14 protein-coding genes are annotated in these 15,976 nt (G+C 61.3%); 3 read left to right on the top strand and 11 right to left on the bottom strand.

Annotation, left to right across the window (positions count from 1 at the left end):
* Positions 1–15: 15 nt before the first annotated feature.
* From phoU to GFU70_RS00740, 6 genes are all read right to left on the bottom strand, one after another.
* Positions 16–777, bottom strand: a complete 762-nt coding sequence (gene phoU, locus GFU70_RS00765; protein ID WP_003196388.1) for a phosphate signaling complex protein PhoU — start codon at positions 775–777, stop codon at positions 16–18.
* Positions 778–874: 97 nt separating this feature from the next.
* A complete protein-coding gene (pstB, locus tag GFU70_RS00760; protein WP_058544183.1) occupies positions 875–1,708 on the bottom strand; it encodes a phosphate ABC transporter ATP-binding protein PstB in 834 nt (277 codons plus the stop codon).
* 155 nt (positions 1,709–1,863) lie between these two features.
* A complete protein-coding gene (gene pstA, locus GFU70_RS00755; protein ID WP_058544182.1) occupies positions 1,864–3,534 on the bottom strand; it encodes a phosphate ABC transporter permease PstA in 1,671 nt (556 codons plus the stop codon).
* Between the two features lie 15 nt (positions 3,535–3,549).
* Positions 3,550–5,583: an ABC transporter permease subunit gene (locus GFU70_RS00750; protein WP_175360682.1), complete on the bottom strand. Its 2,034-nt coding sequence runs from the start codon at positions 5,581–5,583 to the stop codon at positions 3,550–3,552.
* Between the two features lie 405 nt (positions 5,584–5,988).
* A complete protein-coding gene (locus GFU70_RS00745; RefSeq protein ID WP_058544180.1) occupies positions 5,989–6,987 on the bottom strand; it encodes a phosphate ABC transporter substrate-binding protein PstS in 999 nt (332 codons plus the stop codon).
* A gap of 168 nt (positions 6,988–7,155) precedes the next feature.
* Positions 7,156–8,454 (bottom strand): MFS transporter, encoded by a 1,299-nt coding sequence (locus tag GFU70_RS00740; protein ID WP_058544179.1) that lies wholly within the window; start codon positions 8,452–8,454, stop codon positions 7,156–7,158.
* Between the two features lie 378 nt (positions 8,455–8,832).
* On the opposite strand from GFU70_RS00740, the gene GFU70_RS00735 reads away from it, so the two are divergent.
* Positions 8,833–9,237 carry an acyl-CoA thioesterase gene (locus GFU70_RS00735; protein ID WP_003177184.1) on the top strand — a complete coding sequence of 135 codons (405 nt, stop codon included), beginning with the start codon at positions 8,833–8,835 and terminating at the stop codon, positions 9,235–9,237.
* Between the two features lie 57 nt (positions 9,238–9,294).
* A complete protein-coding gene (locus GFU70_RS00730) occupies positions 9,295–10,194 on the top strand; it encodes a D-hexose-6-phosphate mutarotase (protein ID WP_058544178.1) in 900 nt (299 codons plus the stop codon).
* 118 nt (positions 10,195–10,312) lie between these two features.
* Here GFU70_RS00730 and GFU70_RS00725 read toward each other — a convergent pair whose 3' ends face one another.
* The 5 genes from GFU70_RS00725 to GFU70_RS00705 all read right to left on the bottom strand — a co-directional run bounded on the left by GFU70_RS00725 (position 10,313) and on the right by GFU70_RS00705 (position 14,166).
* Positions 10,313–10,849: a DUF3299 domain-containing protein gene (locus tag GFU70_RS00725; protein WP_058544177.1), complete on the bottom strand. Its 537-nt coding sequence runs from the start codon at positions 10,847–10,849 to the stop codon at positions 10,313–10,315.
* An 89-nt stretch (positions 10,850–10,938) separates the two neighbouring features.
* Positions 10,939–11,184: a GlsB/YeaQ/YmgE family stress response membrane protein gene (locus GFU70_RS00720; protein WP_058544176.1), complete on the bottom strand. Its 246-nt coding sequence runs from the start codon at positions 11,182–11,184 to the stop codon at positions 10,939–10,941.
* Between the two features lie 104 nt (positions 11,185–11,288).
* Entirely contained in the window at positions 11,289–12,371 is a 1,083-nt protein-coding gene (locus tag GFU70_RS00715; protein WP_058544175.1) for a 5-(carboxyamino)imidazole ribonucleotide synthase, read from the bottom strand.
* A 12-nt stretch (positions 12,372–12,383) separates the two neighbouring features.
* Positions 12,384–12,875 (bottom strand): 5-(carboxyamino)imidazole ribonucleotide mutase, encoded by a 492-nt coding sequence (gene purE / locus GFU70_RS00710; RefSeq protein WP_003196369.1) that lies wholly within the window; start codon positions 12,873–12,875, stop codon positions 12,384–12,386.
* A gap of 373 nt (positions 12,876–13,248) precedes the next feature.
* On the bottom strand, positions 13,249–14,166 hold the full coding sequence (locus tag GFU70_RS00705) for a LysR substrate-binding domain-containing protein (protein WP_058544174.1): 918 nt from the start codon (positions 14,164–14,166) through the stop codon (positions 13,249–13,251).
* A 179-nt stretch (positions 14,167–14,345) separates the two neighbouring features.
* On the opposite strand from GFU70_RS00705, the gene aspA reads away from it, so the two are divergent.
* Complete coding sequence (gene aspA, locus GFU70_RS00700) at positions 14,346–15,770, top strand: aspartate ammonia-lyase (protein ID WP_003196363.1); 1,425 nt, start codon at positions 14,346–14,348, stop codon at positions 15,768–15,770.
* The last annotated feature ends 206 nt before the right edge of the window (positions 15,771–15,976 follow it).

Below are 15,976 nucleotides of genomic sequence, written 5' to 3'. Positions count from 1 at the left end.
CTTTTCTTGGCAATCTTACTTATCGTCAGTTTCGCCCGGAACATTAGCAGTTTCGGACGGGGTGCCCTCAACTTCTTGCTTCATCCGCTTGAGCCCCAAATGCCGCACATCCGTGCCGCGCACCAGGTAGATGACAAGTTCCGAGATGTTGCGTGCATGATCGCCGATACGCTCCAGAGAACGCAGCACCCAGATGATGCTCAACACCCGAGAGATGGAGCGCGGGTCTTCCATCATGTAAGTCGCCAGCTCGCGCAGGGCGGTCTTGTATTCGCGGTCGATGATCTTGTCGTACTGGGCCACCGACAACGCCAGGTCGGCGTCGAAGCGGGCAAAGGCGTCCAGCGCATCGCGAACCATGTTGCGCACCTGGTCGCCAATGTGGCGAACCTCGACGTAACCGCGCGGTGCCTCGCCTTCTTCGCACAACTGAATGGCACGACGAGCGATCTTGGTGGCTTCGTCGCCGATACGCTCAAGATCGATCACCGACTTGGAGATGCTGATGATCAGCCGCAGGTCGGAAGCCGCCGGCTGACGACGGGCCAGGATACGCAGGCACTCCTCGTCGATGTTGCGCTCCATCTGGTTGATCTGGTCATCGATTTCGCGCACCTGCTGGGCCAGGCCGGAGTCGGCCTCGATCAGCGCGGTCACCGCGTCGTTGACCTGCTTTTCCACCAGCCCGCCCATGGCCAGCAAGTGACTGCGCACTTCCTCAAGCTCAGCGTTGAACTGTGCGGAAATGTGGTGAGTAAGGCCTTCCTTCGAAATCATTTTGTTCGCTCCGCGAAAGTTGCAAGCTTCAAGCTGCAAGCTTCAAGCAGTTAAATGTTGATCCTGATAGCGCAGTGCGGCTATGCAGCAGCCTCGACTAGCCGTAACGACCAGTGATGTAGTCTTCGGTCTGTTTCTTGGCCGGATTGGTGAACAGGGTATCGGTGTCGCCGAATTCCACCAGCTTGCCCATGTACATGAACGCGGTGTAGTCGGAAACCCGCGCCGCCTGTTGCATGTTGTGGGTCACGATGACGATGGTGAACTTGGACTTGAGCTCGTAGATCAGCTCTTCGACTTTCAGCGTCGAGATCGGGTCCAGGGCCGAGCAGGGCTCGTCGAGCAGCAGCACTTCCGGTTCCACGGCAATGGTGCGAGCGATCACCAGACGTTGCTGCTGACCACCGGACAAGCCCAGGGCCGATTCATGCAGGCGGTCCTTGACCTCATCCCACAACGCCGCGCCCTTGAGGGCCCATTCCACGGCTTCGTCGAGGATGCGCTTCTTGTTGATGCCCTGGATGCGCAAGCCGTAGACCACGTTTTCGTAGATGGTTTTCGGGAACGGGTTGGGCTTCTGGAACACCATGCCCACGCGACGACGCAGCTCGGCCACGTCTTCGCCCTTGCGGTAGATGTTGTTGCCGTAGAGGTTGATTTCCCCCTCGACGCGGCATCCGTCCACCAGGTCGTTCATGCGGTTGAAAGTGCGCAGCAAGGTCGACTTGCCGCAGCCCGACGGGCCGATAAACGCGGTGACGCGCTGTTTCGGGATGTTCAGGCTGACGTCATACAGCGCCTGCTTCTCGCCGTAGAACAGACTCAGGCCGGGCACTTCGATGGCGACGGTTTCCTGAGCCAGGTCCAGGCTCTGCTTGTCGCGGCCCAGGGCCGACATGTTGATGCCGTGTGTATGTGCTTCGTGTTGCATGGGAGGCTCCCTGTGCTAACAAATTCGGTTCGGAACGCCTTTGTGGCGGCCCCATAAAATTCCGGTGAACGCCGATCAGTGTGGGAGCGAGCTTGCTCGCGAAGGGGCCATCAAGGCAGCCAAAGCTTCGCGAGCAAGCTCGCTCCCACAGACCATCAGCTATCCAGTGCCTTGTACTTCTCGCGCAGGTGATTACGGATCCACACCGCCGACAGGTTGAGCGTGGCGATCACCAGCACCAGCAACAGCGCCGTGGCGTACACCAGCGGTCGTGCCGCTTCGACGTTCGGGCTCTGGAAGCCCACGTCATAGATGTGAAAGCCCAAGTGCATGATCTTCTGGTCCAGGTGCAGGTAGGGGTAGTTGCCGTCCAGCGGCAGCGACGGGGCCAGTTTCACCACGCCCACCAGCATCAGTGGCGCCACTTCGCCAGCGGCACGGGCCACGGCGAGGATCATCCCGGTCATCATCGCCGGGCTCGCCATGGGCAGAACGATTTTCCACAGGGTCTCGGCCTTGGTCGCGCCGAGGGCCAGGGAGCCTTCGCGCACGGTCCGCGGGATCCGCGCCAGGCCTTCCTCGGTCGCTACGATCACCACCGGCACCGCCAGCAGCGCCAGGGTCAGGGATGCCCAGAGCAGGCCCGGGGTACCGAAGGTCGGCGCCGGCAAGGCTTCGGGGAAGAACAACCGGTCGACCGAACCACCCAGCACGTAGACGAAGAAGCCCAGGCCGAACACACCGTAGACGATGGCTGGAACGCCGGCCAGGTTGTTCACCGCGATACGGATCAGGCGGGTCATCGGGCCTTGGCGGGCGTATTCACGCAGATAGACCGCCGCCAGCACGCCGAACGGCGTGACGATCATCGCCATGATCAGGGTCATCATCACAGTGCCGAAAATCGCCGGGAAGATGCCACCTTCGGTGTTGGCTTCACGGGGGTCGTCGCTGAGGAATTCCCAGACCTTGCTGAAATAGAAGCCGAGCTTGGCAAACGTGCCCATGCCGTTCGGCTGATAGGCGTGTACCACCTTGCCGATGCCGATCTCCACTTCCTTGCCGTTGGCATCGCGGGCGGTCAGGCTGTCGCGGTTGAATTGTGCATGCAGGTCGGACAGGCGCGCTTCGATGTCCTTGTAACGGGCATTGAGTTCGGCACGTTCGCTTTCCAGGTCCGCTTGAGCGGCGGCATCGAGCTTGCCATTGAGCTCCAGTTTGCGACCGTGCAGGCGGATGCGCTCCAGGCCGGCGTTGATTGCACCGATGTCGCTTTTTTCCAGGGTCTTGAGCTCGGCGGCCAATTGGTTGACCCGCTGAACGCGGGCTTGCAGCTCCGGCCAGGCCGCCTCGCCTTCGGCAATGACCTTGCCGTCCTGCTTGACGTTGACCAGGTAGCCGTAGAAGTTGCCCCACTCACGACGCTCGATGGCCATCAGCTCCGGCGGCGTGGTCTGGTTGGTCAGCCAGTCACCGACGATCCAGGTGAAATCGGTGCCGTTCAGGTCCCGGTTACCCACCTTGATCAGCTCGCGAGTCATGAACTCCGGGCCTTCGTCCGGCACCGGCAGGCCGGCGCTTTTCAGGCGCTCGCGAGGCACTTCTTCTTTCTGCACGATTTCGCCGACCACCAGGTGCGCAGGCATGCCCGGCACCTCGTAGCTGGCGTGGACCAGGTCCGCCGGCCAGAAGTGGCCCAGGCCGCGCACGGCGATCACCGCCAGCAGGCCAATGGTCATGATGACCGCGATGGACACCGCGCCACCGCTGATCCAGACGCCGGGGGCGCCGCTCTTGAACCATCCTTTCAGGGAGTTCTGTTTCACAGACTTCTACCTTTCTTAAAGCGACGAATATTTCTTGCGCAGACGCTGACGGATCAGCTCGGCGAGGGTGTTCATGATGAAGGTGAACAACAGCAGCACCAGGGCCGACAGGAACAGCACGCGGTAATGGCTGCCGCCAACTTCCGACTCCGGCATTTCCACCGCCACGTTGGCCGCCAGGGTACGCAGGCCTTCGAACAGGTTCATTTCCATGACCGGCGTGTTACCGGTCGCCATCAGCACGATCATGGTTTCGCCGACCGCACGACCCATGCCGATCATCAGCGCCGAGAAAATGCCAGGGCTGGCGGTGAGGATCACCACGCGGGTCATGGTCTGCCACGGCGTGGCGCCGAGGGCCAGAGAGCCCAGGGTCAGGCCGCGGGGCACGCTGAACACGGCGTCTTCGGCGATGGAATAAATGTTCGGAATCACCGCGAAGCCCATCGCCAGGCCGACCACCAGGGCGTTGCGCTGGTCGTAGGTGATGCCCAGGTCATGGGAGATCCACATGCGCATGTCGCCGCCGAAGAACCAGGCCTCCATGTACGGGCTCATGTACAGCGAGAGCCAGCCCACGAACAGGATCACCGGGATCAACATCGCGCTTTCCCAGCCCTCTGGTACCTTCAGACGCACGGACTCAGGCAAGCGACTGAAGACGAAACCGGCCACCAGAATGCCCACCGGCAACAACATCAGCAGGCTGAAGATACCCGGCAAGTGCCCTTCGACGTACGGCGCCAGGAACAGCCCGGCGAAGAAGCCGAGGATCACCGTCGGCATCGCTTCCATCAATTCGATCACCGGCTTGACCTTGCGACGCATGCCCGGGGCCATGAAGTAGGCGGTGTAGATCGCGGCGGCAATCGCCAGCGGTGCGGCCAGCAGCATCGCGTAGAACGCTGCTTTCAGGGTGCCGAAGGTCAACGGCGACAGGCTCATCTTGGGTTCGAAGTCGGTGTTGGCGGCGGTCGATTGCCAGACGTACTGAGGCTCGTCGTAGTTCTCGTACCAAACCTTGCCCCACAACGCGCTCCACGACACTTCCGGGTGCGGGTTGTCCAGTGTCAGCGGTTGCAGCTTGCCGCCCTGCTCGACGATCAGGCGGTTGGCCCGTGGCGACATGCCGAACAGGCCCTGGCCATCGACCACCTGGTCCACCAGCAGGGTGCGGTGGGCGGTGCTGTGGAATACGCCAAGCTTGCCGGCGGCGTCGAGCGCAACGAAGCCCTTGCGACGTTCTTCGGCGCTGATCTCAACGATCGGCGCGCTGCCCATCTGGAAGGTACGAATCTGTTTGAAGCGCAGCTCGCCGTCCGGATCGCGAGCCATGAACCATTGGGCCAGGCCGCCCTTGGAGTCGCCGATGATCAGCGAGATCCCGCCCACCAGCTGGGTGACGGCGGTGACTTGGGCGTCGGCGTCCTCGAGCAGTTTGTAGCGACCGTTGAGGCTCTTGTCCCGCAGGCTGAACACATCGGCCTGGGCACGCCCGTTGACCACATACAGCCATTGCTGGCGCGGGTCCACGAAGATGCTCTTCACCGGCTCGGTCATCTGCGGCAGGTCAATGCGGGTCTGCTCGCTGGTGACCTCACCGGTCATCATGTTTTCTTCGCTGGTCAGCGACAGCACATGCAATTGAGCACCGCTGGAACCGGCCAACAGCAAGGTCGTATCAGAGGCGTTGAGGCTGACATGTTCCAGGGCGGCGCCCTGCTCGTTCAATACGATCGGCGTCTCGCCGTAAGGATATTCGACGGCAGGCGAGATGGTTTTCTTGCCGTCCGGGTAGGTGACCTTATAGGTGTGACGAAATACCAGGGCCTGGCCGTTGGACAGGCCGATCGCCACCAGCGGGCTGCCGGGTTGGTCTTCACCAATGGACGTTACGCTGGCACCGGCCGGAATCGGCAGGTCGACACGACGCAGTTCGGCGCCACTGCGGACGTCGAAGAACAGCGCCTGGCCCTTGTCGGAAACCCGCATGGCGACTTGGTTCTGTTCTTCGATGGAGATCATCAAGGGTTTGCCGGCGTCTTGCATCCAGGCCGGCGTGATCGAGTCCTTGGCGGTCAGGTCCGCGCCCTGGAACAGGGGCAGCACCACATAGCCCAGGAAGAAGAAAATCAGGGTGATCGCACCGAGGACGGCGAGGCCGCCGATCAGCACGTACCAGCGGGTCAGGCGATCCTTGAGCGCGCGAATGCGGCGCTTGCGTTGAAGCTCAGGCGTATTGAAGTCAATGCGCTTGGGAGGGGAAGTCGTAGTCATTGTGGAATTGGCCAGATCATTCATGCGCACACCCTAGCGATCCTGTATGACAGAAAGATGACAATGCAGTGACGCAGCAAATCCGCCGCCAGCAGGAAGCGGCAGCGGACAGGAATTTGGGTTGTGGGAGCAACCTTCGCTCCCACAGAAGTCCGGGCGTTGGCCCGGACTCAGGTATTACTTCTTGGCGACGCTGCCTTCCGACAGACCCAGGTCAGCCAGTGCCTTGGCGGCTACTTTGGCTGGCAGTGGGATGTAGCCGTCCTTGACCACGACTTCCTGGCCTTGCTTGGACAGGACCAGCTTCACGAACTCGGCTTCCAGCGGGGCCAGAGGCTTGTTCGGGGCTTTGTTGACGTAAACGTAGAGGAAGCGCGACAGCGGGTACTTGCCGTTCAGGGCGTTCTCTTCGCTGTCTTCGATGAACTCGCCGCCTTCTTTCTTGGCCAAGGCAACGGTTTTCACGCTGGCGGTCTTGTAGCCGATACCCGAGTAGCCGACGCCATTAAGCGAGCTGCTGATCGACTGCACAACCGAAGCCGAACCCGGCTGTTCGTTGACGTTTGGCTTGTAGTCGCCTTTGCACAGGGCTTCTTCCTTGAAGTAGCCGTAGGTGCCGGACACGGAGTTACGGCCGAACAGTTGCACTGGCTTGTTGGCCAGGTCACCGGTCACGCCCAGGTCACCCCAGGTCTTGACGTCGGCCTTGGCGCCGCACAGACGAGTCGAGGAGAAAATCGCATCGACCTGAGCCATGGTCAGGCCTTTGATCGGGTTGTCCTTGTGTACGAACACAGCCAGGGCGTCCACGGCAACCGGGATAGCGGTTGGCTTGTAGCCGTATTTCTGTTCGAAAGCCTGCAGCTCGTTGTCCTTCATCTTGCGGCTCATCGGGCCCAGGTTGGAGGTGCCTTCGGTGAGCGCGGGTGGCGCGGTGGAGGAACCGGCCGCTTGAATCTGGATGTTTACGTTCGGATATTCTTTCTTGTAGTTCTCGGCCCACAAGGTCATCAGGTTGGCCAGGGTATCGGAGCCGACGCTGGAGAGGTTGCCCGACACACCAGTGGTCTTGGTGTAAGCCGGAATTGCCGGGTCAACACCAGCGGCAACCGCGCTGGCAGTCGCTACGCCAGCAGCGACAAAAGTCATTGCCGCCATCAAACGCTTCAGTTTCATGCCTTACTCCTAGCAGATAGAGTGTGTTAAGTCGGCCAAGTATCGGTAAGCCGTGTGAACACTCTATGGCTGAAATATGACAATTGGATGAAAGGCCAGTATCGAGTTTTACAAGATGTTGTGGCGAGGGGATTTATCCCCTCACCACAGAGGCCTGTCCAGCGCTGATCAGCGTCCCTTCTTCCAGAGATACCCACCCACCACAATCCCGATCCCACAGATGACCACCACGTAGTACGCGGGCCCCATCGAGCTCTCTTTCAACAGCAAGGTCACGATCATCGGCGTCAACCCGCCGAAGATTGCATAGGCCAGGTTGTAGGAGAACGACAGGCCGCTGAAGCGCACCACCGCCGGGAAGGCATTGACCATGACATAGGGCACCGCGCCGATGGTGCCTACCAGCAAGCCACTCAAGGCATACAGCGGGAACAGCCACTCGGGGTGGTCGAACAGGCAGTGGTAGAAGGTCCAGAAAGTGATCATCAGCAAACTGCTGCCGAAGACAAACACCCGCCCGGCGCCGAAACGGTCGGCCAGCACACCGGCACCGATGCAACCGAAACTCAGGAACACGATCGCCAGGCTGTTGGCCTGCAACGCGGTGGTCGGGCTGAAGTGGTACACCGTCTGCAACACGGTCGGTGTCATCAGGATGACCACAATGACGCCGGCCGACAGCAGCCAGGTCAACAGCATGGAAATGGCGATGGCGCCGCGATGGTCACGCAGCACGGCCCGCAGCGGCACTTCCTCGGCCAGGGCTTTGCGCAGTTGCAGCTCGGCGAACACCGGGGTTTCGTGCAACCAGCGACGCAGGTACACCGAAAACAGCCCGAACACGCCACCCAGCAGGAACGGGATCCGCCAGGCGTAATCGGCCACTTCCACCGGTGTATAAATGCTGTTGATCGCCGTGGCGACCAGCGAACCCAACAAAATCCCCGCCGTCAGACCGCAGGTCAGCGTGCCGCAGGCATAGCCGATGTGGCGCGCCGGAACGTGTTCGGAAACGAATACCCAGGCACCTGGCACTTCCCCGCCAATGGCCGCGCCCTGGATCACCCGCATCAGCAACAGCAGAATGGGCGCCCACATGCCGATCTGTGCGTACGTGGGCAGCAGGCCCATGATCAGGGTCGGCACGGCCATCATGAAAATGCTCAAGGTGAACATCTTCTTGCGCCCCAGCAGATCGCCAAAGTGGGCCATGACGATCCCGCCCAGGGGGCGGGCCAGGTAACCGGCGGCAAAAATGCCGAACGTCTGCATCAAGCGCAGCCACTCGGGCATTTCGGCAGGGAAGAACAATTTGCCGACCACGGTGGCAAAGAACACGAAAATGATGAAATCGTAGAACTCCAGCGCACCGCCCAAGGCAGAAAGCGACAGGGTCTTGTAATCGTTGCGGGTCAATGGACGTGCCGGTTGTGCGGGCGTTGCCGTGCTCGAAGGCGCAGTGGTCATGGCAAGGGCTTCTCTTATAGTGGGTTCTGCAACCCTGGCAACACGGGGTTGGGGGCCTGGGCAGGTCCGGCACGATAGCAAATTGTTCGAAAAAGCACATAGAGGTGCGTATTTGATAGTCAAAATCGGAACCGAGTGGTCGTCTCGACGCCTATCGCCCGATATACTCGCAACCTTGCAGTACTCTGTAAGGGGTTGCTGTGCGAAAACGTCGTTGGTGGCGTAGTACCAGAACCAGCCGATTTCGCAGAGTTTCCCTTTGGCACGCCTTTACGAAAAACGTGACGAACGCAGTATGTTCGGGCTGAATCGTTTTTTACAAAGACGGCTATTCACCTGAAGTACAAGACAGCGTTACGGGTCAGAGGCACCCCCGGCATGATAGAGCTCGAACAAGAAGATCCAATCCCGCAAGGCGACCTGGCCCTGCAAATCACCGCGCTCCCTCGCGAGACCAACGGTTTCGGCGATATCTTCGGCGGCTGGCTGGTGTCCCAGATGGACCTGGCCGGCACCGCCATGGCCAGTAAAGTGGCGGGCGGACGCGTGGCCACCGTGGCGATCGATCGCATGGCGTTCCTGGTGCCGGTGGCGGTGGGCGCGCAGTTGTCGTTCTATACCCAGGCGTTGGAAATCGGCCGCAGTTCGATCCAGATGATGGTCGAAGTCTGGAGCGACGACCCGCTGTCCAGTGAATGGCGCAAGGTGACCGAAGCGGTATTCGTCTTCGTCGCCATCGACGGCAGCGGCCGCACCCGCTCGGTTCCGCCGCGCGCCCGTTAAACACGGCGGCCGTTTTGCGGTCCATTGCAGTCCCTGTTCCCGAGCGAGATTTGCAACATGCCTACGCCCAACGTCGAAGCCGTCAAGCTGGATGAACTTAACGCCTGGCGCATCCGCCACGGTCAGGCCGAGCTGCTGGTGGCCCAACAAGGCGCGCATATCCTCAGCTATCAAGTGGACGGCCAGCCGCCGCTGATCTGGCTCAACGACCAGGCCACGTTCAAGGCCGGCAAGAGCATCCGCGCGGGCGTGCCGGTGTGCTGGCCGTGGTTCGGCAACCTGACACGCAACCCCGACAGCGTACAGGCCATGCGCGTGAGCAACGACCCGGCCACCGCCCACGGCCTGGTGCGGGCGATGGATTGGGAGCTCAAGGGCATCGAAGCCCAGGGCGAAAGCCTGAAAGTGGAATTCGTGCTGCCCTACCCCGAAAACGGCCTCTCAGGCTGGCCCCATCAGGTAGACCTGACGCTGGCCATCGTGATGGACGAGCAGTTGCACATCCGCCTCACCAGCCATAACCGCGGCAGCGAAACCGTCAGCCTCAGCCAGGCGCTGCACAGCTACTTTGCCGTGAGCGACGTGCGCAACGTACAGGTCGAAGGTGTGGATGGCTTGAGCTACATCGAGACCCTGGACGACTGGAAAACCGTCACCCAGGCCGGCGACTTGCACTTTGCTGGCGAGACCGACCGCATCTACCTCAATACCCCGCCGAAGCTGAGCATCGTCGACCCCCAGTGGCAACGACGGATCGAGCTGACCAGCAGTGGTTCGCGCTCGGCAGTGATCTGGAACCCATGGACCGAACGCGCCAAGGCCTTCAGCGACATGGCCGACGACGGCTGGCAACACATGCTGTGCATCGAGACGGCCAATGTGATGGACGATGTGGTGACGTTGGTGCCGCAGGCCAGTCATACCCTGGGTGTGAGCCTCTGCAGCAAGCCGCTCTAAGCCACACCACAAAACCATTGTGGGAGCGGGCTTGCTCGCGAAAGCGGTGTGTCAGTCAACATAAGTATCAACTGACCGACCGCCTTCGCGAGCAAGCCCGCTCCCACATTGGGATCTATTACAAATCCGCCTCCTGCACCACCCGCACCTTCTCCGCATCCAGCGCATACGCCGCACTCGCCAGATCATTGTCGACCTTTTCGATCTTCAGCGTGCCGGTCACCCACAGCGGTGTATAGATGTCGTCCAGCTTCAAGCCCTTGGGATAGCGCACCAGCACCAGTTGATTAGGCGGCGGTGGCGGGACGTGGATGCAGGCGCCGGGGTAAGGCACCAGGAAAAACAGCGTGCTGCGGCCTTTGGCGTCGGTTTCCAGGGGCACCGGGTAACCACCGATGCGGATGTGCTTGTCGTTCATCGACGCCACGGTCTTGGTCGAATACATCACCGCCGGCAAGCCCTTGCTTTGCTTCAGGCCACCTTTCTCGGTGAACGTACCGTTGGCTTCGGGGGAATTATGGTCGATCTCGGGCATGGCCTCGAGGGCTTTCTGGTCCGACTTGGGCATCAGTTCGAGCCAGTCGGTTTCCGGCAGCTCGGCGGCGTGGGCCAGGCCACTGCCCAGCAAAAGAAGGGTCAACACTAGACGGCGCATGAATGGGCTCGGCAATGAGTAGGAAGTGCAACGCCGGGCATTCTAGCCCCCTCTGCGCGCCACGCAGAGGGGGCTTTGTCGCATTTGAATCAGTTTCTTTTGATCAGGCCGTAGATCACCAGCAACACCACCGCGCCCACCAGGGCACCAATGAAGCCAGCGCCTTCGCCGGCATGGTAGATGCCCAGGGCCTGGCCGCCGTAAGTGGCTGCCAACGAACCGCCGATACCGAGCAGGATGGTCATGATCCAGCCCATGCTGTCATCGCCCGGTTTCAGGAAGCGTGCCAGCAGGCCGACGATCAGGCCGATAAAGATGGTTCCAATGATTCCCATGGCATTTCCCTCTCGTTGAATAGCTAGAGCCAGAATCCGGTCAGATTTGGCGCCTAGCTAATCAGAGAAGTTGGCCGACGAATGGTTCCACCGACTCCAGACTATTACTCGGCGATCAGCGTCTCGACCTTGATGATCTGCTGGGCCAGCGTCGCCCGGTCAGCGCAACGCAGGTTGGCGTGACCGACCTTGCGCCCAGCCTTGAACGCCTTGCCATAGTGATGCAGATGGCAGTCGGCAATCGCCAGGACTTTCTCGCTGTCCGGGACCTTGCCGATGAAGTTGAGCATCGCGCTTTCACCGACCTTGGCGGTCGACCCCAGCGGCAGCCCGGCCACCGCCCGCAGATGGTTTTCGAACTGGCTGCATTCGGCGCCTTCGGTGGTCCAGTGCCCGGAGTTGTGTACCCGAGGCGCGATTTCGTTGGCCTTGAGGCCACCGTCCACTTCAAAGAACTCGAATGCCATCACGCCGACATAGTCGAGCTGCTTGAGCACCCGGCTGGAATAGTCTTCGGCCAGGGCCTGCAACGGATGGTCGGTGCTGGCGACGGACAGCTTGAGGATGCCGTCCTTGTGAGTGTTGTGCACCAGTGGGTAGAAACGGATCTCACCGTCGCGGGCACGCACGGCAATCAACGAGACTTCGCCAGTGAATGGCACGAAGCCTTCCAGCAGGCAGGCCACGCTGCCGAGTTCGGCGAACGTACCGACCACGTCTTCAGGCTTGCGAAGGACTTTCTGACCCTTGCCGTCGTAACCCAGGGTACGGGTCTTGAGCACGGCGGGCAGGCCGATGGTAGCGACGGCAGCGTCGAGGTCGGCCTGGGACTGAATGTCGGCAAAAGCCGGCGTGGGGATGCCCAGGTCCTTGAACATGCTCTTTTCGAACCAGCGATCACGGGCGATCCGCAAGGCTTCGGCGCTCGGGTAGACCGGGACGAACTGGGACAGGAAGGCCACGGTCTCGGCCGGGACGCTTTCGAACTCGAAGGTCACCAGGTCGACTTCATCGGCCAATTGGCGCAGGTGATCCTGGTCGCCATAGTCGGCCCGCAGGTGTTCACCCAATGCCGCGGCGCAGGCGTCCGGCGCCGGGTCAAGGAAAGCGAAGTTCATCCCCAGCGGCGTACCTGCCAGGGCCAACATGCGACCCAACTGGCCGCCACCGATTACACCGATCTTCATTCGTCAACAACCTCAGGCAATGCGTGGGTCTGGATTGTCCAGGACGCTGTCTGTCTGCTCAGCGCGGAATTTTTTCAGCACGGTATGAAATTGTGGGTGCTTGGCGCCCAGGATGCTCGCCGAGAGCAGGGCCGCGTTGATCGCGCCAGCCTTGCCGATGGCCAGGGTCGCGACCGGGATACCGGCCGGCATCTGCACGATCGACAGCAGCGAATCGACGCCCGAGAGCATCGAAGACTGAACCGGCACGCCCAGCACCGGCAGGTGGGTCTTGGCCGCACACATGCCTGGCAAATGGGCGGCGCCACCGGCACCGGCGATGATCACCTCGATGCCACGCGCCTCGGCCTCTTCGGCGTACTGGAACAGCAGGTCCGGGGTACGGTGGGCGGAGACCACTTTCACCTCGTAAGGGATGCCGAGCTTTTCCAGCATATCGGCGGTGTGGCTAAGGGTGGACCAATCGGACTTGGAGCCCATGATCACGCCAACCAGTGCACTCATCGTCGTGCCTCTTCTCTCTGGGCGCCCGCAGGCGCGTCAAAAAACAACAAGCCACGCAGGAGACCGGCGTGGCTTGTTGTACGAATTATGGCCGGGCGAACCGACCGAAGGCCGGGCAGTATACCGAAAATGGTGCGTTAAACGCACTTTCGCCGACCATCTGTCATTTGCGGTGAAGTGGCGGTTTTATTGACTTGCAGGTCAGCAGAGCAACGACACAAATCCCTTGTGGGAGCGAGCTTGCTCGCGATAGCGATAGGTCAGTCAATGCAACCGTGAATGCCAGTCCGTCATCGCGAGCAAGCTCGCTCCCACAAGGGTTCGGTGATGACCCCGATATCAGTGGCATCCCACAAGGGGTTCTGCGCTGGTTTCAAGATCCGGCGGCGCCCTGCGCCGCACCACCTTCAAGCTTGCGCCACAACAACCGCACATTGGCCTTGCGCACCAGGGCGCAGCGGTACAGGCGGATCTCCAGCGGCACGTGCCATTGCGGGCCGCCGCAGATCACCAGTTCGCCCCGGGCCAGTTCGGCGCGTACGCTCAGGTGCGGCACCCAGGCGATGCCCAGGCCTTCCAGGGCCATGCTTTTGAGGCTGTCGGCCATGGCCGTCTCGTAGATCGTGGTGAAACGCAGCGCCCGCTGGCGCAACAACTGGTTGACTGAACGCCCGAGGAAAGCCCCGGCGCTGTAGGCCAGCAGCGGCACGCTGGCCTCGCCCTCAAGGTCGAACAGCGGATTACCGTTGGCATCGGCGGCGCACACCGGGAGCATTTCGGTCTGGCCCAGGTGCAGCGACGGGAAGATCTCCGGGTCCATCTGCATGGCCGAGTCCGGATCGTAGAAGGCCAGCATCAGGTCGCAGCCCCCTTCACGCAAGGCGTGGACGGCGTCGCCGACGTTGGTCGCCACCAGCCGCGTGGCGATGTTCATGCCCTCGTTGCGCAATTGCGCGATCCAGCGTGGGAAGAAGCCCAGCGCCAGAGAGTGGGCGGCGGCCACCTGTATGACTTCGCCCTGTCCGCCTTCCAGGTGATGCAAATGGCGCAACACTTCACCCAGTTGCTCGACCACCGTGCGCGCCGTCACCAAGAAGAGTTGCCCCGCTGCCGTCAGCTCGACCGGCGTGCGGGAGCGGTTGACCAGGGTCAGCCCCAGCGCCGCCTCAAGGCTGCGGATTCGCCGGCTGAACGCCGGTTGCGTCACGAATCGCCGTTCGGCCGCCTGGGAGAAACTGCGGGTAGCGGCCAGGGCACTGAAGTCCTCAAGCCATTTGCTTTCAAGATTCATCACGCCTCCCTTACACGCACCAAAACAGGTCACACGTTCGTCGCACTGTCGACGTCACACCGACATTATGCCGAATATGCATAGGGCAGTGCTTAACAGCATTGGCCCATTTTTTTTCGAGAGCCTAGGATTCGCAGCGTTCCGGCTCAGACCGGGTCCTTATCGAGATGATTTCCATCATGTCCTCCGCTGCATCATTCCGCACAGAAAAAGACCTGCTTGGCGTACTCGAAGTACCAGCGCAAGCGTATTACGGCATCCAGACCCTACGAGCGGTAAACAATTTCCGTCTCTCCGGCGTCCCGATCTCGCATTACCCCAAGCTGGTGGTCGGCCTGGCAATGGTCAAACAGGCCGCCGCTGACGCCAACCGCGAACTGGGCCAGCTCAGCGAAGCCAAGCACGCCGCCATCAGTGAAGCCTGTGCACGATTGATCCGCGGCGATTTCCACGAAGAATTCGTGGTGGACATGATCCAGGGCGGCGCTGGCACGTCGACCAACATGAATGCCAACGAAGTCATCGCCAACATCGCGCTGGAGGCCATGGGCCACCAGAAAGGCGAGTACCAATACCTGCACCCCAACAACGACGTGAACATGGCGCAGTCCACCAACGACGCCTACCCAACCGCGATCCGCCTGGGTCTGCTGCTGGGCCACGACGCATTGCTGGCCAGCCTCGACAGCCTGATCCAGGCGTTCGCGGCCAAAGGTGAAGAGTTCAGCCACGTCCTGAAAATGGGTCGTACCCAGCTGCAAGACGCCGTGCCGATGACCCTCGGCCAGGAATTCCGCGCCTTCGCCACCACCCTGAGCGAAGACCTGGCGCGCCTCAAAACCCTGGCGCCTGAACTGCTCACCGAAGTGAACCTGGGCGGCACCGCCATCGGCACCGGCATCAACGCCGACCCACGCTACCAGGCCCTGGCCGTACAGCGTCTGGCAACCATCAGCGGCCAGCCGCTGGTCCCGGCCGCCGACCTGATCGAAGCCACCTCCGACATGGGCGCCTTCGTGCTGTTCTCCGGCATGCTCAAGCGCACCGCAGTCAAGCTGTCGAAGATCTGCAACGACCTGCGTCTGCTGTCCAGCGGCCCACGCACCGGCATCAACGAAATCAACCTGCCGGCCCGTCAGCCAGGCAGCTCGATCATGCCCGGCAAGGTCAACCCGGTGATCCCTGAAGCGGTCAACCAGGTGGCATTCCAGATCATCGGCAACGACCTGGCCCTGACCATCGCGGCCGAAGGCGGCCAACTGCAACTGAACGTGATGGAGCCGCTGATCGCCTTCAAGATCTTCGACTCGATCCGCTTGCTGCAACGGGCCATGGACATGCTGCGCGAGCACTGCATCGTCGGCATCACCGCCAACGAAGCGCGCTGCCGTGAACTGGTCGAGCACTCGATCGGCCTGGTCACCGCCCTGAACCCGTACATCGGCTATGAAAACGCCACCCGCATCGCCCGTGTTGCCCTGGAAAGTGGCCGCGGCGTGCTGGAACTGGTGCGCGAAGAAGGCTTGCTCGACGACGCCATGCTCGACGACATCCTGCGCCCGGAAAACATGATTGCTCCGCGTCTGGTCCCGCTCAAAGCGTGATCGACACGACCACCGCTCACCAGGTCGAGGGACTAGACACCTCTCACCTTTTGAGGGCTTGGGGATCTTCCCCAAGCCCTTTTTTTAATTGATAGCAGCAAAGGATGACCGAACCTGTGGGAAGGAACCTGCTCGTGATAAACGACGACGCGCTGCCCGTTGTAAACCGCGTCGCCAGCCAACGCAAGCAGGCTCGCCCCCACAAT

The sequence above is a fragment of the Pseudomonas brassicacearum genome (genome assembly GCF_009601685.2).
Taxonomy (GTDB): Bacteria; Pseudomonadota; Gammaproteobacteria; order Pseudomonadales; family Pseudomonadaceae; genus Aquipseudomonas; species Aquipseudomonas kilonensis_B.
The sequence above is the reverse complement of the archived record's forward strand: the minus strand, read 5'-3'. Positions and strand labels throughout refer to the sequence as shown.